Below are 24,495 nucleotides of genomic sequence, written 5' to 3'. Positions count from 1 at the left end.
ACGGGCGACCTGTACTATTTCGGCGAGATAAAGTTCTCCGGCGCTCCCGGATACCCCCAATCCTTCTTCGGCCGCTATCTCGAGTTCAAAACCGGCGATGTCTTCTCCCACCAGAAGATCGGTCTGACCCAGCGCAATCTCATCAATGCAGACCGCTTCAGGACCGTTATGATCGATGCGGACAGGGAAAAGGCCGCGGACCACCGCGTGCCTGTCGAGATCCGCCTTCGGCCCTCGAAACCGAAGCGGTTGAGGCTCGGCGTCGGGTTCGAGACCGATATCGGGCCAAAGGGGACGATCAAATACGAGGACGTGAATTTCTTCGGGACCAGCCACAAGTTCGAATCCCAGTTTGACCTCAGCGGGCCTCTTCAGGTGGTGGGCGCACGGTACACGATGCCCGACGCCAGCGATATCCGCAGCTTTTCATCGCTGAGCTTCAACATGAAGCGGGAGGATCAAACGGCGTTCTTCACCGAATCGATCACGGCGGAGTTCGAACGGGCAAGGAGCCTGGGAAGAGTCCCGACGGGGTCCCTCTTTGTCCAGATGCTCAAGGAGAACTCCGATGCCGGCGATGAACGGACAAACACCTTTTCGCTGCTGCCGGGTTGCCGCCTGTCGGGGGTCAGCTATGACGACATGGTACGCCCGACCAGGGGTCACCGGTATTTCGCGGAATTGAAGGGCACCCACCAATCGCTTGGTTCCAGCACCGGGCTGGTCCAGTTCACCGCCGACGGCGGCCTTATCCTGCCCCTTCCCGCCAGGTTCTCCCTGCTCACACGGGCGAAACTGGGCGCAACCACGCAGAACGAGCCCAATGCGGACCTGCCCATCGCCCTTCGCTTCTTTGCAGGCGGCGATCAGAGCGTCCGCGGCTACGCATACAAATCTCTGGGGCCCAGGGACGTCTCGGGTGACGTCATCGGCGGCAAGAACCTTGTCACCGCAAGCATTGAACTGGAGCGCGCCATAGGCAAGGACTGGGGTATTGCCGCATTCTACGACACCGGGAACGCCTTCAACGATTTCTCGGACATGCAGCTCGCACAGGGCGCCGGGATGGGTGTGCGATACTACAGCCCCATCGGCCCGATAAAGCTCGATCTCGCCCGTCAGATCGGGGAGAGAAACCCCGACTTCAGGATCCATGTATCGATAGGGTTCGGACTATGAAAAAACGGCGTCTCGTCCTCTATGTGCTCTCATTTCTCCTCCTTGCGTTCACCGCATCATTCTTGTGGTCCATGTACACAACCGCCGGCACCTCCTTCCTTCTCAAAGGGATAGAGCGGGTCCTTCAGGGCACCATGGAGATGAAGAAGGTCACGGGTAGGATCGGGTATTCGCTCCATGTGGAAGGCTTCAGGCTGAACCTTGCGGACCTCACGGTGGCCGTCGATACGGCGGATCTGAAATGGCAGCCTTCGCACCTCATCACCGGCAAGGTGGCAATCACCGAACTGGGGATAACGGGCCTGTCGATCACGAACACCAGGCCGCCCGATAACGAGCCTGTCGACCTCCTCCTGCCCCGGGTCCCGAGGTGGCTTACCGGGCTCTACGGCTGGGTGCACAGGCTCAATATCGACAAGGTAAAATACGTGACGCCGGGGAGCGAACCCGTGACTATCGACGGCGTTTCCGCAACGGTCCTGTGGGACCGGGGCATACTCTATCTGAACAATATGAATGTAAGAACTGCTTACGGCAGCGCGGGGGGCATCGTAACGACCAATCTCGCGAGGCCGGCCCTGAGGGCACAGTTTACAGTGACCCTTCCGAATAGCCCGGCGGGCATTGACACCTTGTCCCTCGACGCCCGTCTCCCGGCGTCAAAAGGTGATGAACAGATCGCCGGACCCCTCGTACTCACCGCCGCCGCGGGAGAACAGGAGCGCTACAGCCTTCAATGCCGCGTCGGCGTCGCCCGTCATGCCCTCCGGATCAGCGAGGGGAAGTTTTCGAGAAAAGACGGCAAAGGGAGTGCTGAGGCCAGGGGAACGCTCGATGTTTCGGGAGGCGAACCGGCATTCACCTTATCGGCAAAGGTCACCGGCCTTGACCTTGCTCCCGAGGTAAAGACGAGCACGGACCTTTCGGGAAACCTGGATATCGCCGGAACCCTCAAGGGTTTCGAGGGAAAATTCGATCTCAAGAACCGGGGAGCATCGTGGAGGAGCATGGAGCTCAAAGGCAGCATCCGGGGTGATAGCGAACTCATTGAACTCAAGGACCTCGAAGCGAGACTGCTCGGCGGCGTTATACTCGGAGATTTCAGCGCATCCCGGGCCCGGGACATGAGACTGTCGACCCGTTTTACCGCAAAAGGACTCAATCCCGCAAGGCTGCACCCCGGCCTCGAGGGGAACCTGAATCTCGAATTGAAAGGACAGTTGCTGATACCTGAGAACCAGCCGATGGAAGGATCCCTAACGGCCTCGTTGAGAGAAAGCCGGTTCCAGAAAAAGACAATATCGGGCAGCCTCGACACATCGCTCAGCGGCGAAGTTGTAAAGATCAACGCCCTGGCCGTAAAGGGGAATGGATTTGCCCTCACGGCCGGCGGCATCGTCCAAAAACGCCTTGCCTGCGAGATACGCATCGACGACGCCTCGAAACTCCTTCCCGGTGCGACAGGAAGCCTTTTCGCAAAGGGATGGGGCAGGTGGCTCAAAGACGAACCCGCCGGCGCCCTGACGGCACGGGGAAGGAACATATCCTATGCCAACCTCAGGGTCTCATCCCTCAATGCGTCCATGCAAATGCCCGACGGAGACAAAGGTGACATTGCTGTCGACATCACGGGCCGGGACATATCCTACGGCATCCTCCGGGCAAGCACATTCAGCCTGGCGGTGAGCGGCAAGACCGGCGGCCACAGGATCGTCCTCAACGCGGCATACGACAAGGACACGATAGACGCCCTCGCACAGGGGAAATACGCCGATGGTGCCTGGCAGGGCACGATCCTGAAGATCTCCGGGACACAGGACCCCTTCGGCAGATTTGACCTGGCCGGGCCGGCAACGGTCAATGTCTCAAAAAAACGGGTGGGCCTTTCACCCTTCATCCTGACGAGCCCAGCCGGTGAAAAGGTCGACATGAGCGCCGACATCACCCTTGAACCCATGGTCGGTTTTGCGGCCGCAAAATGGCAGCAGCTCAACCTCGCACGGGCGGGCGGGCTGATGGGGCGATCAAAACTTCAAGGCCGGACATCGGGGGAAACCCGGGCACAATGGCTCAGCGGCGGGCGTCTTGCCCTCTCGGGCGACATCAGCGGGTCGGGAGCATTCTCGCAGGGGTCGATGATGGTGAAGGCCGGCAGCGTCAATGGAAAATTGAACTGGGACAGATCGGGGCTCAGTGCGTCCCTCGACATGGATCTCGGCAATGAAGGACGGGTGAACACCCGCGTGTCTTCGAAACAGCCCGCGGCCTTTTCCGTGCCCGGCCAGGGGTCATTTCAGGCAGTCTGGAAGGGCCTCAATATGAATATGCTCCAACCGATGCTCCCCGATACCGTCCGTCTCAAGGGGCGCCTGTCCGGTGAAGTGAAGGGCGGTTTCCTGCCCGGCAACCGCTTCGAACTTGCGGGACAGACAGGTATTTCCGACGGCTCCTTCTCCTGGCGCGGCGACCAGGGCGAGATCACGGCACCCATCAGGGAGACCGCCATTGATTGGGCATGGAAGGATACGTCCCTCAAGGGAACGGCGAATCTCAGGCTTGCGCAGTATGGCCATGCAAAGGCCGTATTTCAGGTCCCGCTTGGGGCACGGTTTCCGGTCACGATCAACAGCGGCTCCCCGGCAACGGTGTCGATACAGGGCGCAATGAGCGAGAAAGGCCTGCTTGCCGCATTATTCCCGGGACTTGCCCGGGAAACCAGCGGGCAGGTGGATTTTGACCTCACGGGAAACGGTACCTTTGCAGATCCCCGGATCAACGGCAGGCTGAACCTCAAGGGGGCGAGCGCATACCTGCCTCCAGCGGGCATACATCTCAAGGATGCCAGTGCCGATGTTCAGTTCGACAACAACCGGATAGTCCTGTCCTCCTTCCTTGTCCGCTCCGGGGCGGGCCATATCAGCGGTACCGGGGTTGCTGTGCACGACAGGGGGAAGATCAGGAACTTCGAGGCAATCTTGAAAGGTGAGCGGTTCGAGGCCGTCGGTCTTCCCGAACTCCGGGCGTCGGTCAACCCCGACCTCACATTCAGCGGTGACGCAAAGAAGGTGTCGGTGAGGGGCTCGGTCCTCATACCTCAAGCCCTCATCCGCGAAGAGCAGAAGGAAACCCTCATCAAGCCGAGTCTCGATGTCATCGTGGAAGGCAGGGAGAAAGAACCTGAACGCTCCCTTCCCTTAGCGGTCGATATGACGGTCGCGGTCACCCTCGGCGATGAGGTGCTCGTGAAGGCATACGGTATCGACACGCGTCTTGCCGGCAGGATCAATATCACCATGACGGGCCTCGACGACGTCAGGGCAAGCGGCAACATTTCGACCGTAAAGGGCAGGTTTGATGCCTACGGCGTCAAGCTTGACATCAAGAGGGGACGGATCGCCTTCGGCGGAGGCCCGGTGAACCGGGCAACCCTCGACATCCTGGCGCTTCGGACGGTAAGCGATGTGTCTGCCGGAGTCCTCGTCACGGGAACCCCGGCATCACCGATCGTTAATCTCTATTCCGAACCTCCCATGCCGGACAGGGACATCCTGAGCTACATTGTTCTCGGCAGACCGGGGGGCACCGCAGGACAGAGCGACACCGCCCTTCTGGCCAGGGCCGCAGGCGGTCTTCTCACGGGAGGAAAGTCCTCCGCCATCAAGAAACAATTGGGTCTCGACGTTCTCGACGTCGAATCTGCGGACGGCGACATTTCAAAGTCCATCGTCAAGGTCGGCAAATACCTCTCGCCGAAACTCTTCATCAGCTATGGCCGTTCGATATACACGGGAGAGAACATTTTCGGCATCCGGTACAGTCTCACGAAACGGGTGGACGTGGAAAGCACAATGGGCAACCAGAGCGGCGCCGCCATTTACTACAGGATAGAATTTAATTGAGGGCAGGTGCGGCGGGGAGGTTCTGTTCAGGGCTGTTTCTTCCTGGTGACCGCTTTTCTCGCGGGCTTCTTTGCCGCCAATGTCTCGACCTTCTCCGACAGCCCCGTGAGCTGCCTCGAGAGACGATCGGCCACGATCACCTGTACATCGTTGGCAACCATGGACTTGAGCATTTCAAGCTTCTGGTTCGCCTCTTCAAGGCGCTGTTTTGAATCCTGGACCGCTTTGTCCTTAACGAACAGAACGATCTGTCCCGCGAGAGCCTCAATGCTCTCTCTCAGTTCGATGAACTCTGCAACGCTTGCCATCTTTACTCCCTTTGTGTTGGACCGCCGGCACTCTATCGGAAGGTCAAGGTTACCTTATTCCCTATCGGCCGATTCCACGATTCTGCTGAAAGTTAAGATCAAAAACGGCCGCCGTAATAGTATACAACTTTCTCAGGAATTATGAAAGACCCAAAAGACAGATCGGGAGGCCGTCCAATTTTTCAATTGCTCAGGATATTCATTGAACGCTGGAACTCCGGGAACCCTGAACCTTCTTCTCATGTGTGCAGCCGTCCCATAGTTCCTGGGGGAGTATGATGCTCTGTGTCCCGGGGATATCGAATACCTTTGCCCCGGTGTTGAGATCGATCCCGGCCTCCAGGTAGGCCCGGTACGCCAGTTGACTGCAATAAAAGGCGTCTGACCTGGAGGAGTTGAAGAAATTGAGGTTATAGGGTTTGCCGAGCTCGGCCTGCCTGAGGCAATATGCCGCCACATCCTCACGCGCACGATCCGATCCCGGCGCCGCGGCCGCGCCCGCGCCAAGAGGATATGCCACTCCGTAGAACCTGTCCGCAAAAGGGCCCCGCTCGCGCCTCATCCTTTTTTCGTCCCACACGCCGCCCTCCACTTCGAAGACAACAACCCTGCCTCTTGCCCCTGCCTCGACACACCTGCCCCGGGGACCGACGTATATGAGAATGTGATCCACCTCGCCGGGAATGAGCTTGCCTATGAAACGCCAGAACTGACCCGTGATGTCAGTTTCTCCGCCATCCGTGGTACAGATAAGATCTCCCGTCTCGACCGTCAGCCCCTCGATCTCATAGCTGTAAACCATATCAAGCAGTATAACAGAAAGACCTTCTAGGTTCTACGTTCTCCTAAAGGAACGGTCTTTTGAGGTTGACATGGCCGGGATTTAATCCTATAAATGCGTGTTATAAAGGTATCCCGCTGATGAAGGTCATTCTTAATTGCCTGCCTCCCGCGCGCGTCGACACCCCGTCGGCGGCACTATCCATTCTGAAGGCGCACCTCGTGCAGCACGGTGTCGAGACCGAGGTGCTCTACTGGAATATCCTTCTCGACGGGCTCTTACCGTCTTTCGAAAGGAACACCGACGCCATACATTTCGAACTGTTGCCCTTCCTTTATCTCATCGCCGGGGAGCATGGCGACGACATTGCGCAAAGCAAGGCGAACGCCTGGATGAAATCGCAGCTTCCCATGCACGACATCCTCAACGACAACAGCGATTATCTCGCAGGTACAGGAAAGGTCCTCGACAAGACGATGGAAGACCGGCTTTTACGCTATTCCCAAGGCGAGCCTTTGCTCTTCGGGATATCCTGCAAATATGAGCAATGGATCCCCGGCATCGTGCTCGCGGGGTATGTAAAACGCTTCTTCCCCGATTCAAGGATCGTCATCGGGGGTTTGCGCAATCGCGACAGGGCCATTGCCGTCATGAAGACATGCGGTCTCTTCGACTTTGCCGTCTGGGGCGAAGGCGAATACCCGCTCCTTGAACTGAGCCGCTTTCTCGACGGCGGGTCCGGCCGGCTTGACGGCATTCCCCGGCTTGTTTTTCGCGAGGACGGCTCCCTGCTAACGTCGGGCAGCGAGACGGGAGAGTTCTACGACATGAACAGCGGGACCTTCGCCGACCATGATGACTATTTCGCCTGCCTTCAGGCGCGCGGCAGAGGCGACGCCGCCGTTATCCTGCCCCTTGAATCGACAAGGGGATGCACCTGGAATGCCTGCAGGTTCTGCGTCTATTCCGATGGCTGCAGGAACCGGAAGAAGGACCCCGCCGTATTGAGGGAGGAGATCCACCGTCTCCTCGACAGGTACGATACCCCCTACTTCGCCTTCATGGACAACGACATCGTGGCCAACGATCACGGACGGCTGGAGACAATGCTCGATGACCTCATATCCATCAGAAACCGCAGAGAGGTTCATTTCATCGCTGAAGTGATCCATAAAGGTTTCACCAGGGAGATCATGGAGAAGCTTCCGCGGGCCGGCTTCGGAAGGGTCCATTTCGGCTACGAATCGCTGTCGGACCGCCTCCTCGCAAAAATGAACAAGAGAACGAGCTTTTCCGACAATATATTCTTCGTGAAGTTCGCACGGAAATTCGGCATAAAACTTCCCTCGGCAAACATCATATGCGGCGTGCCGGGAGAGGAGGATATCGACATTCTCGAATGCATCGACAATCTCCACTTTCTCAGGTTCTATTTCGACAGGGATCTCTTCCGCCACAACATCATCCCCCTCAGGCTGGCCGATCATTCCGAATTCCACGATATGGTCCCTGCAGAGGAACTCGTCAAATTCGATGGGAGCGAGATCTTCCATCTCCTGCCCGCAGAAATGAAAAAGGGCGTCGACCGGTTCTCCCTCTTCGACTTCTCCGCCCCGCCGAACGCACTCTGGGAGGTCTTTGCCCAACTGAACGATTTCTATTACAGCCATGCTTACAGCTACAGCATCCACCGTGAAGAGGAACACATTATCTACAGGGAGTTCTTCGATGCGGAGCCCGTCGTGGAGCTTGCGCTCGATGACGCGGCCTATCGCATACTCAGGGAGACGAACACGGGCATCCCTGACGTGAACGACCTGCTTCGGTCCTTGAGGGAGCATGACCGCGCAATGGATGAGGCATTCGTCCTTGCCGCCCTCAGCGGCCTCAAGGAGAAACACCTCGTCTACTTCAATGAGGCCTGCGGACCGATCATCTCAGTTATCGACACCGATATCTGAGTGCAGGTAGAAATGCCTGATGGGTCCGTTGAGCACAAAAACGACCGCCAGAACCGTATATACCACGAAGATGACAAAGAAGAGCATGAACACGTTCTTGTTTAAAAGGTCGATGACAACCCCGCCAATGGCGAAAGAAAGAGGCGCAAGGGCCCCGTTGATGGAATCCAGGGTGCCGAAGACCCTGCCTCTTAGTTTCTCGGGTATTATCTTTTGCTTCAGCGAGGTGTTGATGAGGCGCGATACGGCCATGCAGCCGGAAAGCAGGGAAAAGAACAGGAATACGAGAATGACGTTCCTCGCGAAGGAGACCAGGAAGAACACGGCGGCCTCGATGAAGAAGAGCGAGCATATCACCACATAGTTCTGCTTGCTCGTGGTCCTCAGGGAACCGAAGACGAAATATGCGACGATGGAACTGAGGGTGAGTATGCTCAGCAGGTACCCGTAATAGGAGCCTTTCAGTCTCATCACGTCCTCTATGAGGAAGGGCAGCGCAAGCATTACCATCGGGAAGAACAGGTTCGAGAGGGTGTAGACGATCGTCTGGTTTCTCAGGCCCTTGTTCCTCCAGATGAAGAGAAAACCTTCCTTCGTGTCCCTGGCAAAGCCCTCATAGGAAAAAGACGGCCTGCTCCGGCGCCTGCCGTCGCTTACCGACATGAACCCCGTCGCCACGGCGGCGCAAAGGTAGGAGACGGCATTTACCAGGAAGGCCAGTGCGCCTCCCAGGACGGTAAAGAATATTCCACCCAGCGCATTGCCGATCATTGCCAGCACCCCGCCGGCTCCCTGAAACAGAGAATTGCCCTTTTGGACCTTCTCCCTGGGCAGCACCGAAGGGATAATGGAATTAAGCGCGGCATTGAAGGCAGAATCGACGATGCCCATGCAGGCCGTCACGAGGAAGACCGCATAGACGGGGAAGGGAAAGGGACCCAGCATGGTCAGACCGGCGAACCGGTCGAGACTGACGATGAACAGGATCAGCATGAGCACCGAGCGAACGAGATAGCTCCACAGGATCACCATCTTCCTGTTCGCCCTGTCGACAAAGGTACCGGCAAGGGGCCCAATGATGACCCAGGGCAAGAATGCCAGGAACTCGACTGCGCCAAGTACAGTGGCGGAGCCGGTCAATTGCTTAAGGTAGAGAACGAGAACAACGGAATACAACGTGCCGCCAAGGAGAGCGACACATTGGCCGGCGATCATGAGGGTAAAATTTCTGTTGAACAATCTATCGGAAGGCGGCGTCATCTTCTCCTGGAGGCCCCGGGCCCGATCCAGCTGGATTTGTGTTTATCCTTTAGCTTCGAACTTGGAACATGGAAACCGCAGCAGCACTACCCGTTACGTCGTCCGTGTACCGCACGACCTCGGGACATCCGCGGGGTAGGCCTGTTTGTGCTCGATGAACCTTTTCGCGATGAGTTCGGCTATCTCCCGGTTCTCGTCCATCATGCGGCGCAGCGTGACCTGAGCACTACAAAAAGACTCCATGAAATTCGTGTCCGTAACCGGCGAGAGCGCGCAGTATTCGCCGCATATGGGCAGGGCCTCGCATTCCGGGCATTTCCTGTCATAATAGGAATGCGAGGTCTCGCATAGCGCAATCGCTCGCCGGGCCCCTTTAAGGGGTGTGAGGTCTCTTGCTGCTGCCATGGGACCCGTTATGCCGGGAAAGAAGCTGCAGGGATATATATAACCGTCGGCGGCCACGTATGCCGAAATGACCCCGGCCCTGCACTGCTGCGGCCGGGGTGCGGTCTTGTATCTGCTCCCGCAGATGACGTTGTTATGGTAAAAGAGGAACTTGTTCAGGACGACATTGTCCCGTGTGCTGAAGTCAAGCTGCGACGCCAGAAAGGCCGCTTGAAACTCAGCCTCGGCCCTCAAGGCCGGCGGTATCCGGGACACCTGATGACCCCTTCCCTCACTCGAGACATAATTGATGCGATAGAAGCGTATCCCGTGCCTGTTGAAGAATTCGATGCTCGAGGGCAGGGCCTTCAAGGATTCCACGGTCCCCACCACGAGCACCGTGACAGGAAATCCTTTCTCGAACAATGTGACGATGTTGTCGCGGCGTCTTCTTGAGAGCAGTTTCGGGTCGTCGAGTTCCCCGTCGTAATGAACGGAGAAATGCACGCCCTGGTCCTTGAAGAGGTCAACGATCTCCGGTCTCAGGATCGAGATATTGGTCTGAACGGAATACTCCAGTTTCTTTCCCGACCTCTGGAGATACCCGTCCATGATGTCGAAGAACGTTCGATACCAATCGACAGGGACGAGCATCGGCTCGCCTCCGGAAAACACCATCCCCATCTCCGTCTCACTCATCTCCAGCAATTCTATCAGGGTCCGGGCGGTCTCATGGGGGTCCACCACCCCGCCAGCATCACCCTGAGATGAGGAGACGTTGCAGGCATCCTGAAAACAATAATCACAGGAAAGGTTGCATGACGTGATGAGTTGGAACGTGACGCTGTTAAGATCAGTGAAAAAAGAATGATGTGAGGTCATGACGGAGTACCTGACGGTCCCTGCGCAATAAAATACACCATCATTTGACCATACGGCGAATGACGAATGACTTCACCGGCGATGGACCAGCGCGCCGCGATGGTTTCTCGGAAGGCATCACGGCGGGGGCGAACCGCCCCTTACTTGTTGGGGCAGTAATTAGCGTAGATATTGCAGCATCCCTCCAGGGCGGATTCCGGGGACGCCGGGACAGGCTTGCGCAGCGTGCTCAACATGTCGCCCACTGCCTCCCTCGATGCGCTGAGGTCCCTGGCCACATACTGGTCTGCTATCTTTTCGGGAACATCATAGATGCGGCCACTCTTGTTGATCAATAGCATAATGTCCTCCTAGTAGTTTCTGGCACAAGACTAAGCTAACGGTCCCGCTCTGTCAACACATTTGTACATTAGCGCTCTTGATCCTTCATGGTCAAGGATATCCGTTTGCGTGCAAGATCGACGGAAAGCACCGTCACCATCACCTGCTGATGGACCTTCACCACGTCGGCGGCATTCTTTACGAACCGGTTCGCGAGCTGGCTCACGTGGACAAGACCATCCTGGTGGACACCGATGTCCACAAAGGCGCCAAAGGCCGTGATGTTTGTAACGATGCCGGGAAGCTTCATACCCGGCCGCAGGTCCTCCATCTTCTCTATGCCCTCGGCGAAGGCGAAGGCGTGAAATTCCTCCCTCGGATCCCTCCCCGGGCGCGCAAGCTCGGCCATAATGTCGCTGAGGGTCGGCAGGCCCGCCTTTTCCGTAACATAGCGGTTAAGGTCGATCCTCTTCCTGAGCCCTTCGTCGGCCGTGAGGTCCGCGACGGAGCACCCGGCGTCGTTTGCCATGGCCTCGACGACGGGGTAGCTCTCGGGATGAACGGCGCTTGCGTCGAGAGGGTTTGATGACCCGCGTACCCGCAGAAAGCCTGCCGACTGCTCAAAGGCCTTCGGTCCCAGTCTCGGGACCTTCTTCAGGTCCGATCTCGAATGGAAGGGACCGTTTTCATCCCGGTATGACACGATGGCCCTGGCGAGGGACGGGCCGAGGCCCGACACGTATCCGAGAAGATGGGGGCTTGCCGTATTGATCTCCACCCCAACGGCATTGACGCAGCTCATGACCACGTCGTCGAGGGCCTTTTTCAACGCGAACTGATCCACATCGTGTTGATACTGCCCCACACCGACCGATTTCGGATCGATCTTGACGAGCTCCGCCAGAGGATCCATGAGACGCCTTCCTATGGAGACGGCTCCCCGTACGGTGACGTCCTCATCGGGAAATTCTTCACGGGCGGCCTGCGATGCCGAATAGATGGATGCCCCGCTCTCGTTGACGCTGATGATCGTTGCCTGCCCTGCAAGCCCCAGTCCCTTCAGGAAGGACTCCGTTTCCCTGCCCGCCGTCCCGTTTCCCACTGCTATGGCCTCAACCTGATACTCGGCACAGAGACCGACGACCTTGCGGCCGGCCTCATCGGCCTGCCCCTTCGATGTATGGGGATAGATGGTGTCCCGGTGAAGAAACTTTCCCTGCCTGTCGAGGCACACCACCTTGCATCCCGTCCTGAACCCGGGATCGATGGCAAGGACGTTCTTCTGGCCCAGAGGAGGGGCAAGGAGAAGCTGGCGGAGATTCTCTGAAAAGACCTTGATCGCCTCTCTGTCGGCGCGTTCCTTCATGGCCATGCGGACCTCCGTCTCCATGGAAGGGAAAAGGAGCCTCCGGTAACTGTCCTCAAGGGCCATGAGCACCTGCTGCGGCGCGGGCACCCCTGCATTGACAAAGCGCGTCTTCAACGATTCCAGGGCCTCTTCATCACAGCCTGTGATGCGGAGCATCAGGAAACCTTCCTTCTCTCCGCGCCTCATGGCGAGCACACGGTGTGAAGGGGCGTTCTTCACGGGTTCCTGCCACTCGTAGTAATCCCTGTACTTGACTGCCTCTTCCTCTTTCCCGGAAACGACTTTGGACGTAAAGACCGCCTTTGCGAGAAGGAGGTCCCTGAGCGCGGCCCGTGCCGCCGCATCTTCGCTTATCCACTCGGCAATGATGTCCCGCGCACCCGCAAGGGCGTCTTCGACGGACTCGACACCCTTTTCGGCATCGACAAACACGGCCGCCTCCTGGATCGGATCGAGGCCGGTAAGGTCCGTCCCGGCGCTCCTGAACAGTTTCTGAGCAAGAGGTTCCAAACCTCTTTCCCTGGCGATGGTGGCCCTCGTCCTGCGCTTGGGACGGAAGGGCAGATAGAGGTCCTCGAGGATCGCAAGCGTCTCGGCCGCCTCGAGTTCCTTTTTGAGGTCCTCCGAAAGCAGCCCCCGCTCCTCCAGCGATTGGAGGATCGCCTCCCTGCGTTTGTCCAGTTCGGCCAGTTGTTCCAGTCGGTCCCGTATTGCGCCGATAATCACTTCATCAAGTGACCCGGTGGCCTCTTTCCGGTACCGGGCGATAAAGGGAACCGTCGCACCCTCGCCGAGGAGTGCCGCCGTCGCTGTTACCCTTCCCGGGGGTATACCCAGTTCCCCTGCGATCTTTTCCCTGTGGTCCATATTCACGCGCATATCTCCATCATCGTCGTTCAAGTCAACAGAGACTTACTATACCCGAAGCCGCAGGGAAAGTGAAGACCAATGCCCCGGTCATCGGCCCCGTGCAAAAGATATTTCGCCCCGTCCACAGGCCTTCAGGGCCGGAAAAAAAGTTGACACTCCATACTCTCCCTGATAACCTTGAGTAAAAAGGCAGAAGGAGGCTTTTATGAGGTCTGAGGGCAGAGTTGCACGTGTTACGGAAGTCATCGCGGGGTCTCCCAAGAGTTTTGAAGACGCCATGTTAATAGGGTTCAGACGAGCTTCCAAGACTTTACGGGGCATTACCGGCCTGCGAGTGAAGGAACAGCGCGCCAGGGTCGAAGATGGAAAGATAATAGAATTCCGCGTCACCTTGGAGGTCATCTTTATTCTGGAAAGCTGATAAAATACCGTAAAGCGTGAAGAGTAAGGCGTAAGGTGCTGCATCTTACGCTTTCTTTTTACGAAGCCTGCTCCAGGCTCTCTGTTCCAGGTTCAGAGAGCCTTTCCTTATTATTCCTGAACGTTGAGCATAGAGCACTCTTCACGCCTTGTGCCGCGAGGCAGCGCCCCCAGCAGAACGGCTCCCGCGATGTTGAGGATTCCGCAGAAGAAAAAGAGCGTTTCGTATCCCCATCGTGCCAGGATGATCCCCCCCATGAGAGGCCCCACGAAGAAACCCACCTGCATCATCACCAGAGCGAGGTTCATGTTGAGTCCTCTGAACCTCGCCTCCGATATGTCGAAGAGAAGCGCCATCATGAGTGGTATCGCCACTCCCCAGAGCACCCCGAAAATGATGGAAAGGGCCAGCAATTCCGCCTCCACATGAACAAGATGTACAAGGAGATGGGAGACGGCCAGCATGACCATGCACACGGCACAGACCCGGGCCTTGTTCACCCTGTCCAGATAACGGCTTCCTGCGAGCCTGATCACGATCATTGCTATCGTGGCGGCGGTAAAGAAAAAACCGGGGTTCCCTATCCCTCTCCCGCTCCCGAAATCCCGCAGAAAATAGAACAGTATCGTGTAGGAACTGTAAAAGAGAACGTTCACGACGAGAAGCATCGCTACGGGCACGTCCTTCAGGTTCTCTGCAAGACCACCGAAACCCACGCTTTTCTGGAAGCCGGGATCCCCATGGGGCACCGACCGGACAAAGGCCAGAGGGATAACGAGAAGGGCCGTCAAACCGGCCGCCACCGTGACTACGGACATGAAATCCCGGGGACCTTCCGCAAGGCACACCACAAGGGGTGGTACGAGGGCATAGGGAACGAGTCTCACGATCGAAATGATCCCTATGGCCTCGCCGCTCCTCGCCGGGGGAATATGCCCGGCAAAAAGGGTCATCATCCCTGCCACGGCGATAACAAAACCTCCCCCGTGCATGATCCGCACGAAGGCTATGGTGGCCGTGGTCATGGCGAAATTGTAGCAGACCAGGGCTGCCGCCATGATGCAGATGCCCGCGGCGACCGCTTTCTTTGCATTCCTCATATTCAGGTAAGGGCTGAGCAGGGGCTGCAGGATAATTCCCGTTATTGCGTCGGAGCCGAGGAGAAACCCATACCACCGGGGATCGATGTTGAGAGACATCAGGTAGGCATGGAATTGAAAGAAAAGAGCCATCATTGCCGAAGCACAGGCAAGAACGATGCTGAGGATGATAAACTCCCTGGTGAACATGCCGGGTCCGGGCGCCTGCGTCATCAGTCTTTCCGTGCGCCTTCAAGGCGCATAAGCAGATTGCCGGTCACGCGCCTTCGATACTCCTCCGACGCACGGACATCGCTTATGGGACAAACCTCTTCCCGGGCAATGGCCGCCGCCCTGGCCAGCACATCCTTCGTCATGGGGTTTCCGGCAAGGCAGTCATCGAGGGCCCGCGAGGTGAAAACCGTCGGGGCGACGCTTCCAAAAGCACATCGTGCCTTTGCGGCGGTCCCGTCGGCGCCGATGCTGGCGGCAAAGGCCAGGGAGGCAACGCTGATAGCCATTGCCTTTCGCTGTCCCACCTTCTCGAAATGATGGAAGTTGAAGCCATGGTCCTTTCCTATTACGACGGCGCAGAGGACCTCGCCCGACCTGAGTTCCGTCCGGCCGGGGCCGGAAATGAAGCAGTCGATGGGCATCCGCCGCTCCCCCCGCGGGGAGCGCAGTTCCACTTCGGCGCCAAGGATATAGAGCGCAGGCAGCGTGTCACCCGCAGGCGACGCCGTGCAGATGTTGCCGCCAATGGTCCCCATGTTCCGCACCGCCGGGGCTCCTATGTGCCGCGCGGCTTTCCCGAGAACGGGGAAGACGTCTCCGATGAGACTGCTTGATATCAGTTCACCATGCGTTGTGGCCGCTCCTATGCGCACCTCACCCGAAGATTCATCGATACCCCTCAGTTCACCCACCCCTTCAAGACAAACCAAAGGACTTTCAGTTCCTTGAGGAGATGAACGCACCATGAGATCCGTGCCGCCCGCGAAAAGCCTCGCCGAAGGCTCATCGGACATTATCCGGAAGACCGCGCTGAGCGATGACGGCAGGTAGACCTTAGCCACGGGAGCCGCTCCTCCGCATGTTCTTTGCCGCGTCTTCGATGGCGTCGACGATCTTCTGATACCCCGTGCACCGGCAGATGTTGCCGCTCATTGCCTGACGGATCTCCTCCCTCGTCGGCTGCGGGTTTGCCTTCAGGAACCCCACCGCTGTGATCACCATACCGGGTGTACAAAACCCGCATTGCACAGCCCCAAGTTCCACGAAAGAGCGCTGGACGGGGTGGAGTTCGCCTCCCGCCGCGATTCCCTCTATGGTGACGACCTTTTTCCCTTCCAGTTGTGCCGCCGTCATGAGACAGGACAGTTTTACCACACCGTCGATGAGGACGGAGCAGGCCCCGCACTCGCCCTCGCCGCACCCCTCCTTTGTGCCCGCAAGACCAAGGTCTTCCCGCAGCACATCGACGGCCCTCCTGGCAGGGTCTGTCTCGACTGCAACGGGAGAATCGTTGAGAATAAAGGATATCTTCTGTTTCACCCTCTCTCTCCTTCTTCGACAAGGGCGGACAGCACCCTCTCGGGCGTAAGCGGCGACGTCATTATCCTCACCCCGCAAGCGTCGTGGAAGGCGTTGGCAATGGCAGGCAGGCAACCGCTGATGACCACCTCGCCGATCCCTTTCATCCCGAACGGGCCCGTCGTCTCATCGGGCTCGACGGCAATGGAGACCATGTCGGGGACGTCGACGGAGGTGGGCACGATATAGGTGGCCAGGTCGCCCGTCTCGTGCCTGCCCTCCTTCACGATGTAATCTTCCGTGAGGGCCCAGCCGATGCCCTGTGCGATGGAACCCTGGACCTGCTGATCATACACGGAGCGGTTCAATACCTTGCCCGCGTCGGTGACGGCCACGTAATCGACGACGTCTATCCTGCCCGTCAGCGTATCCACCTCGATGCGGGCAAGATGTGCGCCATAGGAAAAGAGAACATGAGCGCCAAGATACATGATATCCAGGGTGCTCTCGTCGTAAGGAGCCCGGAAATAGCCCTTGCAGGACCGACCGCCGACATCGATGAGGGCGGCCACGTCACGAAGAGCGATCTCACGAGCGGACCCTTTGACCCTTGCCATGCCCGGAAGCAGCTCGACTGCGTCGATGCCCTCGGCTCCAAGGGACCCGGCGGCAACCCGAAGGATGGTCTCCCTGAGAGCTCCCGCCGCCTCTATGACGGCATTGCCAAAGGTGTACGTCGTGCGGCTGGCCGAGGAGGAACCCGAGGGAAGACCGTGGTCGGTATCGGGCTGGATGAGTTCCATCGTTACCGGGTCCTGGTTCAGGATCTCCGCCGCTATCCTGAGGTAGGTACCGCCATTACCCTGCCCCATATCGGTGACGCCCGAATAAAGCCGGATCGTCCCGTCCTCTTTCAATTCCACCCTTGCGTTCGCCTGGTCGGGGACCAACGCCGGGTAACCTATCGCATGGGCCATGCAGCCGATGCCGCAGCCGCGCTTTTTCCATCTCGGGGCCGACGCCTTCCACGCCTCACGGTCTTTCCACAGCGGGTGCTCCGCGAGCCTTTCGATACATTCGGGGAACCCCGCCGAGTGCCTGAGTTCCACACCCACGCAGTTCCTGTCACCGGTCCGCAGGGCATTGATGCGGCGCACCTCGATAGGATCCATGGAGAGCTTTTCGGCAACCATGGTAACGACCTGCTCCATGCCTGCCATCGACTGCGGCACCCCAAAGCCGCGGAAAGGACCGCCCAGTGCGTTGTTCGTGTACGCGCAATACCCCTCGATGCGAACGTTGGGGATCCGGTATGCCGATCCCGCATGCTCCACGCCCATCGCCATGATCTCGCCCGTAAGTCCCGCATAGGGGCCGGCATCGAAGTAGAGCCTGCAGGAAAGTGCCTGGAATGTGCCGTCCTTTTTCGCACCAAGGCGATAGTACGCCTTCGCGGGGAGTCTCTTCACCCCGGCAAGAAAGCTCTCCCTCCTGTCCCACCACATCTTGACGGGCAGACCCCCTGAGTTGAGCGCCCCAAGGCCGAGAAGGCACTGTACCGTAATGCCGTCCTTCCCCCCGAATGCCCCGCCGAGATAAGGGGCAACGACACGCACCCTATCCGCGTCGAGCCCCAAAGCCAGGGCCATCTCTTGCCTGTCACGGTAGGGGGTCTGAGTCGACGCCGTAACAACGAGCACTCCGCCGTCATCGATATAGGCCCACCCCGCCTCCGTCTCGAGATAGGCGTGCTCCTGGCGCGAGGTCTCGAAGACACCCTCGGCTATGACATCGCAATCGCGAAACGCCGCGGCCGGGTCACCGCGCCTGACCTCTATAGCCCTCATGAGATTCCCCTCGTCATTGTCTTCGTGGATCCTGGGCGTTCCCTCTTTCAGGGCCTCTTCAGCGTCAAAGATACCCGGCAGAGGGTCGTAGTCGAAAGTGATGAGTTCGAGGGCCTCGGAAAGCGCCTCTGTGCTCCGGGCGAGGACGAGGGCGACGGGGTCGCCGGCGTGGCGGATGACCGTGTCGACGAGAACCGGCTGATGGTTCCTGACGATGCCCAGTCTGTTCGACCCGCCGACGTCACGGAAGGTCAGCACGCGAACAACACCGGGAAGCGCCGCGGCGCGTGAACCGTGAACGGCAAGAAGACGGGCGTGAGGCACGAGCGCCCTTTTTGCAGCGGCCCACAGGAATTCCCCGGGGTACTCGTCAACGGAATATTTTACGCTCCCCGTGACCTTCGAAAAGGCATCGAGGCGGGGTCCGTCAAGAAAATGTCCGGCCCTTTCCTTCACAGGGCTTCCCTCTCGGAGAGGATCTCGCCGAGGCCGCGGACAAAGTCCTCCATTGCCTCGTGGACCCCGATGCTCACCCGGATCCAGTTGGGGAAACGAAAACCCGTCATGGTCCGGATCATGACCCCTTTTGTCATGAGCCGCCGGTAAACGAGCGTATCGCTCATGGGAAGTCTGACCATGACATAACATCCTTCCCCTGTATGCGTCTCGACGCCGAGACCCGCAAGCTCCCCGAGCAGGTAGGCCTTCTCGGCATTCACATGCCCTCTTGTCCTCGCCACATGCTCCTCGTCGCCGATGGCGGCAAGCGCCGCCTCCTGCGCCAGGCCGTTCACCGAATAGACGATGCATGTCCGCCTGATGACGTCCACCACGTCGCGGCTTCCGGCAAGGTACCCGATGCGAAGGCCCGCAAGACCGTACATCTTGGAAAAGGTCCGGAAGGTCACAAGGTTGGGATATTCCTTAAGCAGTTTCATCGCGTCAGGGTAGTCGGGAGCCTCGACGAATTCGCAGTACGCCTCGTCAACAACGACGATCTGCCTGCCGGCGATGGTGTCGAGAAACCGCCTGAGCCTCGATTCGTCCCAGTAGGTGCCCGTGGGGTTGTTGGGGTTGCACACGAAGAGCACCTTTGTCCTGTCGTCTATGCGGGCGAGCATCCCTTCGTCATCGAAACCGAAATCCCTGAGCGGCACCAGTCTCGCCTCGAACCCGGAGAATTCCGCCACCCATTCATACACGGCAAAGGTCTTGTCGGCGGTCACGATATTGTCCCCTTCCTGGCAGAAGGCCTTTATGACAAATGCAATGGCCTCGTTGGCACCGTTGCCGAAAATTATCTGGTCAGGGTCGAGGCCGAACTTTTCCGCCAGTTTAACGCGCAGGTAATAGGCGTCCCCGCTGGGATAGATGCTTGCCCTTTTGGGAGAAAACCCGGCGATGATGCGTGCCGAACCTTCGGGAGGACCGAGGGGGTTCTCGTTGTTGTTGAGACGCCAGAGACGGTCCACTTTATAAAGCTTCATGAGCTCGGGGTCGGGCCGTGAAGGGATATAGGCCTCGAACTTCTTGATATATTCAGGGACGAGCTTATTGAGAGGGACATCGAACATGGGCCCGCCTAACCTTTCAGGGTAAACAGGACGCAGTCGGCTTTTCCGCGGTAGGGAATAACGATGGCGGGCACAAAGCCGTTCGCTTCGATGACGGGATACAGCCGCGCCTGCCAGCCGTGACCGAGGTCGATCCTCATGAGGATATTGGCTATCCCCTCGGCCTTGAGCACGCTGATGTGCCGCGCCAGGTTCTCGCGGGCATCGGCGCCGTCCCACAGCGGTACGATGACCACGAGGTCCTGATTGTGCTGGAAGCTCGCGCCGAAGACGGAATGCAGGTTCTGCCTCTCGCCCTCGTAGCGGACGGCGACGATCTCACGGGGAAGGAAATGCCTCCTGTATTGCGTCTGAAGGAACTCCTCCATGCCGGGGTGGCAATATACCCTGCATCCCGGGTCTTCCCTGAGCTGGCGAAAAAGAAAACGCCAGGGACTGCTCTGCCCCTCATGGACGAACTCGATGGTGCCCAGGCTCTCGAAATAACCGGCGGGAAGGTCCGCCGTAGGGTACCTGTTCATGAGACATACTGCCTCAGACCTCGCAACGGCGGAAATAAGTCCGGCAATGAGCCTCTCGGCCAGGTCCGCCCTCCCCTCCTTAACGAAGACGTAGGGCCCGTAGCACTCAACCATGGAGCCCCCCGACTGGCGCCATATCATACCGCCCGCCGTTCTCCCCTTTCTGTCGGTGGCTGTCAGCGCCCTGTATTCGCCGCTTTCGACCATATCGACAACCTTGCCGGGACAGCGGAAGTCCTGGGGATAGACGAACAGGTCATATCCGCTGACGATGGACCGGACAAGGACCCTCAGGTCCTCGACCCCGGGAGTGCCCGGGGGGAGGCCGTCGTTCTCGGGAACCTCATCGCTTTCCCACGGTTCTGCCGCCGGATATGTCTTTTCCTTTATCAGGACAAACCCGGTTCCCTCCATGGCGTTGTGGAATATGGACATCCTGTCCACGGAACGTGATGCGATGAGCAGGCCCATTTCGTTGAACCCCTCCTCATCAGGGGAAACATCCGCCGTGAGATTGAATGCCCGGGGATCGAAATCGATCCCCTCGAAGACAAACCGCAGAAGGGCGTAGTAGAAACCGTTCTCCATGGTTAAAGTGACGGGTCTCGGCTCCTTTGTCATTCTGCAGAGGTAGGCGAACAACTCTTCCGAGGCGAGGGTCAGCTTGAGCAGGTCCTTATCTTCCAATCCAAATATCCGGGACGATGATTCGGTGAAGGAAAGGACGAGAGGGAGGAACTTCATGTCCGTTCCAAGGGAAAGCACGATGTCCGTTTTCCTGTCCTGCATTGCCACCCCCGACGGCTTTTTATTAATTGGTTGTCTTGCGACGGCCTTATGGTTTATATCAGGAATACGTTTTTCCTGCAACACCCTTGTCCACGTTAACCAATGTCCCGCAGGGCATCCTTCTTGTTCGCTGCCGACCATCCCGGTTTCCCCTTTCCCGTCAATTCTGCTACAATGAGGCCAATGACAATACCTTTCCTCCCCATGACACCAGAGGAAGTCCAAAAAAAGGGCTGGGACGGTCTCGACGTCATCCTCGTGACCGGCGACGCATACGTGGACCATTCTTCCTACGGCGCCGCCGTCATCGGTCGCGTTCTCGAGGCAACGGGACTCAACGTCGGCATCATAGCCCAACCGGACTTCACGAGCGCCCGGGATTTCAAGCGACTCGGAAGGCCGCGCCTTTTCTTCGGGATAACAGCCGGCAACATGGATTCCATGGTCGCCAACTATACGGCACACAAGCGCCCGCGGCCAAGCGACAATTATTCGCCAGGGGGGAGACCGGGGCTGCGACCCGACCATGCGGCGATCGTCTACGCCAACAGGGCCCGCGAAGCATTCAAGGACGTTCCCATCGTGCTTGGCGGCATAGAGGCAAGCCTGCGACGGTTTGCGCACTATGACTGGTGGAAGGACGAGGTTCGGCGGTCCATTCTCCTCGACAGCCGGGCAGACATCCTCGTATATGGCATGGGTGAAGCCCAGGTGGTCGAGATCGCGCGGCGGATCGCGGCGGGCGAGACGCTCCACGGGATCAGGGGGACGGCCGTAATAGCCGGTTCCAGGTTCCAGGTTCCAGGTTCCAGGCCGGAGGAGGTGCTGAATCCTTTCCCTGATAATGTCGAATGCGGGGGATGGGAAATGCTTGAGATCCCATCTTATGAGGAGGTCAGGGATGATCCTGACAGGTTCAATGAGGCCTTCCGGGTCATTGTGGAGAACCAGGACCCTTTCAGGGGAAGAACGCTGACGCAGAAGCATGCCAACCGCTACGTCATCCAGTATCCCCCCGCCATCCCGCCCGAGACGAAAAGCCTCGACACTATCTACGAGTTTCCCTATGCACGCGGCTGGCATCCTTCCTATGACAGGGCGGGCGGCGTCCCCGGTTTCGAGACGGTGCGCTTCTCCCTCATCTCCCACCGGGGCTGTCCCGGCGAGTGTTCATTCTGCGGCCTTTCTCTCCACCAGGGAAGAATAGTCTCGTCGCGAAGCGAATCCTCGATATTGAAGGAAGCGGAGGCGCTCACGAGGAAAAGGGATTTTCGGGGCACCATAACGGATGTGGGCGGCCCGACCGCCAACCTCTACGGCGCGGTCTGCGGCAGATGGTATGGGTCGGGTGCCTGCAATACCCGCCACTGCCTCACACCTTCGCCCTGCAAGAGCCTCAAACCGGGATACGAAAGGGGCCTCTCCCTCTACGGCAGGCTCCGCACCCTGCCGGGCGTCAGGCATGTATTCATCGAAAGCGGCTTCCGCCATGATCTTCTTGTCGACCAGAAGGCCCGGGACTACTTCGAAAAGATCTGCAAGGACCATGTGAGCGGCCGGATGAAGGTGGCACCGGAACATTGCTCGCAAAGGGTCCTCGATATCATGAACAAACCCGCCTTTTCCGTGTACGAGCAATTCTGTGCCCTCTACCGGTCGATATGCAAAAGCCTGGGAAAAGACCAATACCTGGTAAACTACTTCATCAGTTCCCACCCCGGCGGTACCCTCGAAGATTCTCTCTCCCTCGCGTTGAAACTCGGCGAACTGGGGATCCATCCCGAGCAGATACAGGATTTCATGCCCCTGCCAATGACCCTTTCCGGCACCATCTATCATACAGAAAAGGATCCTTTCACAGGGAAAAGCGTCTACGTCCCCAAAACCTTCCGTGAGCGAAAGATGCACCGCGCCCTGATCCAGTACAAGAACCCGAAGAACACCCCCCTTGTCAGGGAGGCCCTGAAACTCCTCAAAAAAGAACACCTCCTTCACAAGCTTCTTCCGGGGAAAAGGCTTCTGAAGAACAATGACCAATGACCAACTTCCAATAACCTTTTATTCGGTCCCCTTTCGTTGTATGATAGCAAAAAGTAGAGGATCTCAGGGGGATCGCGGCTTTGATGACACAGAATGTTGTCCTTTGGCACAGATACACATGTCTTGCGGTGGTTCTTTTCATGGCGGGTGCGTTATTCTTCCCCTTCCCCGTCGAAGCCGCGCGGCGCAAATCGCTCTGCACGGGAAAGGATGTCCGGGGCATCACATTTGAAGAATTCTGGGCAAAAGGCCGCGAGGAAGGAACGAAGTGGGCAGGCTACAGATTGCGGGTGCGAAGGATCATCTCCGTACCCGTAGTGGGCTTTGACGGACGCAGCGGGCGGGCGCCGGTATGGGAGGCCCAGATCGTGCGTTGCGACAAGAGCCTGGCGACGGTCGACGAGGAAGAAATAGGCCCCAGGGCTTGCAGGGGGCGATCCGTCACGATCCGCATGGTAGAGGCTGGTGTAAAGGGGGCGGATGCGGGGATCCATGTTTCAAAGGAGATACATTTCCGTGGGTTTTCCATCCCCGAGGAGAGAATAGTCATCAGTCCGCAGCGCGCCGAGGAGATAGCCAACACGCACAGGCAATACCAGCCGGCCGAGACCGACAGCTACAGTTACGAACTCAGGTATGACCAGCGAAACGACAGGCCCATCTGGGTCATCAAGAGAACCTGCGGCTACAGGGGAAAATCAGAAGGCCGCTGCCAGTCCGGCGACCACTGGATAGTCAAGGTAGACGCGGAATCGGGAGAAGTCAGGAAGTGACGGCTCCATGGTTCCATGGTTCAATTGCTTGAAACGACACAGGAACCCTCCGCGAGAAACAATGACTTTTGGACCATTGAACCCCCGGAAAGGACAGACATGGTAATAACCTTATCGCCTATCACTGCCGATGATCGCCTGGCCGTCATGGAGATATTCAACTATTATATTGAGAATACCTTTGCGGCTTATCCGGAGGTTCCGCTTCCTGATGATTTCCTCGATATGCTTCTCATTATGAGCAACGGGTACCCAACGGTTGCCGCCAGGACCGAGGAGGGCGTCGTGGCCGGCTTTGGGCTCCTGCGGCCCTACAATCCCCTGCCTGCTTTCTTTAAGACCGCCGAGATCACCTATTTTCTCAAACCTGAATTCATGGGTCAGGGTATCGGCAAAGCGATTCTTGATTATCTCCTCGATATGGGAAAGGAGAAAGGGATCCATTCGATCCTTGCAAACGTCTCATCCCTTAATGAACAAAGCATCCAATTTCACGCAAAGAACGGCTTTTCCGAATGCGGCCGCTTGAGGGAAGTTGGCCAGAAGAAAGGGCGGGTCTTCGACGTGGTCTATTTTCAAAAATTGATATAGTAAAGACAATCACCAATGACCAAGATGGAGCGGGGGGTCTTGTGCCCGGACATTGGTCATTATTTCTCTATATTGGTCGTTGGAATTTCGTGATTGGAAATTATCTTCCCACC

General features: G+C 58.0%; 19 protein-coding genes. 7 read left to right on the top strand and 12 right to left on the bottom strand.

Features of this window, described 5'->3' with window-relative positions; genetic code table 11:
• The coding region (locus PHC90_06925; protein MDD3846082.1) for a BamA/TamA family outer membrane protein at positions 1-1,179 on the top strand (1,179 nt) is incomplete at its 5' end.
• Positions 1,176-5,078: a translocation/assembly module TamB domain-containing protein gene (locus PHC90_06920; protein MDD3846081.1), complete on the top strand. Its 3,903-nt coding sequence runs from the start codon at positions 1,176-1,178 to the stop codon at positions 5,076-5,078. The genes PHC90_06925 and PHC90_06920, both read left to right, overlap by 4 nt.
• 26 nt (positions 5,079-5,104) lie before the next feature.
• Here the strand turns inward: PHC90_06920 and PHC90_06915 are convergent, their stop codons facing one another.
• Together PHC90_06915 and PHC90_06910 are read right to left on the bottom strand one after the other, a co-directional pair.
• The gene (locus PHC90_06915) at positions 5,105-5,386 is read right to left on the bottom strand and encodes a hypothetical protein (GenBank protein ID MDD3846080.1); all 282 of its coding nucleotides are present in this window, start codon (positions 5,384-5,386) and stop codon (positions 5,105-5,107) included.
• Positions 5,387-5,585: 199 nt separating this feature from the next.
• Complete coding sequence (locus PHC90_06910) at positions 5,586-6,188, bottom strand: YiiX/YebB-like N1pC/P60 family cysteine hydrolase (GenBank protein MDD3846079.1); 603 nt, start codon at positions 6,186-6,188, stop codon at positions 5,586-5,588.
• A 119-nt stretch (positions 6,189-6,307) separates the two neighbouring features.
• Here PHC90_06910 and PHC90_06905 point away from each other — a divergent pair, with 119 nt between their 5' ends.
• Entirely contained in the window at positions 6,308-8,128 is a 1,821-nt protein-coding gene (locus PHC90_06905; protein MDD3846078.1) for a radical SAM protein, read from the top strand.
• On the opposite strand, the gene PHC90_06900 is transcribed toward PHC90_06905, so the two are convergent.
• From PHC90_06900 to PHC90_06885, 4 genes are all read right to left on the bottom strand, one after another.
• Entirely contained in the window at positions 8,105-9,388 is a 1,284-nt protein-coding gene (locus tag PHC90_06900; GenBank protein ID MDD3846077.1) for an MFS transporter, read from the bottom strand. The two genes, PHC90_06905 and PHC90_06900, sit on opposite strands and share 24 nt — an antisense overlap.
• A gap of 93 nt (positions 9,389-9,481) precedes the next feature.
• Positions 9,482-10,654 carry a 4Fe-4S cluster-binding domain-containing protein gene (locus tag PHC90_06895; GenBank protein ID MDD3846076.1) on the bottom strand — a complete coding sequence of 391 codons (1,173 nt, stop codon included), beginning with the start codon at positions 10,652-10,654 and terminating at the stop codon, positions 9,482-9,484.
• A 140-nt stretch (positions 10,655-10,794) separates the two neighbouring features.
• Positions 10,795-10,995, bottom strand: coding sequence for a hypothetical protein (locus PHC90_06890; protein ID MDD3846075.1), 201 nt, complete (start codon positions 10,993-10,995; stop codon positions 10,795-10,797).
• 68 nt (positions 10,996-11,063) lie between these two features.
• A complete protein-coding gene (locus PHC90_06885) occupies positions 11,064-13,223 on the bottom strand; it encodes a Tex family protein (protein MDD3846074.1) in 2,160 nt (719 codons plus the stop codon).
• Positions 13,224-13,419: 196 nt separating this feature from the next.
• On the opposite strand from PHC90_06885, the gene PHC90_06880 reads away from it, so the two are divergent.
• Positions 13,420-13,635, top strand: coding sequence for a dodecin family protein (locus PHC90_06880; GenBank protein ID MDD3846073.1), 216 nt, complete (start codon positions 13,420-13,422; stop codon positions 13,633-13,635).
• 110 nt (positions 13,636-13,745) lie between these two features.
• Here the strand turns inward: PHC90_06880 and PHC90_06875 are convergent, their stop codons facing one another.
• Genes PHC90_06875 through PHC90_06850 form a run of 6 tightly spaced genes read right to left on the bottom strand, consistent with a single transcriptional unit; the run spans position 13,746 to position 20,978 of the window.
• The gene (locus tag PHC90_06875) at positions 13,746-14,948 is read right to left on the bottom strand and encodes an MFS transporter (GenBank protein ID MDD3846072.1); all 1,203 of its coding nucleotides are present in this window, start codon (positions 14,946-14,948) and stop codon (positions 13,746-13,748) included.
• Positions 14,948-15,790 carry a xanthine dehydrogenase family protein subunit M gene (locus PHC90_06870; protein MDD3846071.1) on the bottom strand — a complete coding sequence of 281 codons (843 nt, stop codon included), beginning with the start codon at positions 15,788-15,790 and terminating at the stop codon, positions 14,948-14,950. Before PHC90_06870 ends, PHC90_06875 begins: the two co-directional genes overlap by 1 nt.
• A complete protein-coding gene (locus PHC90_06865; GenBank protein ID MDD3846070.1) occupies positions 15,783-16,268 on the bottom strand; it encodes a (2Fe-2S)-binding protein in 486 nt (161 codons plus the stop codon). Before PHC90_06865 ends, PHC90_06870 begins: the two co-directional genes overlap by 8 nt.
• Positions 16,265-18,550, bottom strand: coding sequence for a xanthine dehydrogenase family protein molybdopterin-binding subunit (locus tag PHC90_06860; protein MDD3846069.1), 2,286 nt, complete (start codon positions 18,548-18,550; stop codon positions 16,265-16,267). The genes PHC90_06865 and PHC90_06860 overlap by 4 nt, the downstream gene beginning before the upstream one ends.
• Positions 18,547-19,668: a histidinol-phosphate transaminase gene (hisC, locus tag PHC90_06855; protein MDD3846068.1), complete on the bottom strand. Its 1,122-nt coding sequence runs from the start codon at positions 19,666-19,668 to the stop codon at positions 18,547-18,549. Before hisC ends, PHC90_06860 begins: the two co-directional genes overlap by 4 nt.
• A gap of 8 nt (positions 19,669-19,676) precedes the next feature.
• On the bottom strand, positions 19,677-20,978 hold the full coding sequence (locus PHC90_06850) for a hypothetical protein (protein ID MDD3846067.1): 1,302 nt from the start codon (positions 20,976-20,978) through the stop codon (positions 19,677-19,679).
• Between the two features lie 183 nt (positions 20,979-21,161).
• Here PHC90_06850 and PHC90_06845 point away from each other — a divergent pair, with 183 nt between their 5' ends.
• The 3 genes from PHC90_06845 (at position 21,162) to PHC90_06835 (ending at position 24,382) form a co-directional block, all read left to right on the top strand.
• Positions 21,162-23,018, top strand: a complete 1,857-nt coding sequence (locus tag PHC90_06845; GenBank protein MDD3846066.1) for a YgiQ family radical SAM protein — start codon at positions 21,162-21,164, stop codon at positions 23,016-23,018.
• Positions 23,019-23,101: 83 nt separating this feature from the next.
• Complete coding sequence (locus tag PHC90_06840) at positions 23,102-23,791, top strand: PepSY domain-containing protein (GenBank protein ID MDD3846065.1); 690 nt, start codon at positions 23,102-23,104, stop codon at positions 23,789-23,791.
• A gap of 99 nt (positions 23,792-23,890) precedes the next feature.
• Complete coding sequence (locus tag PHC90_06835) at positions 23,891-24,382, top strand: GNAT family N-acetyltransferase (protein ID MDD3846064.1); 492 nt, start codon at positions 23,891-23,893, stop codon at positions 24,380-24,382.
• Positions 24,383-24,495: the final 113 nt, after the last annotated feature.

This window comes from Syntrophorhabdaceae bacterium (assembly GCA_028698615.1).
Taxonomy (GTDB): Bacteria; Desulfobacterota; Syntrophorhabdia; order Syntrophorhabdales; family Syntrophorhabdaceae; genus Delta-02.
Note: the sequence above shows the minus strand (reverse complement) of the source record. Positions and strands in the feature narration are given on the sequence as shown.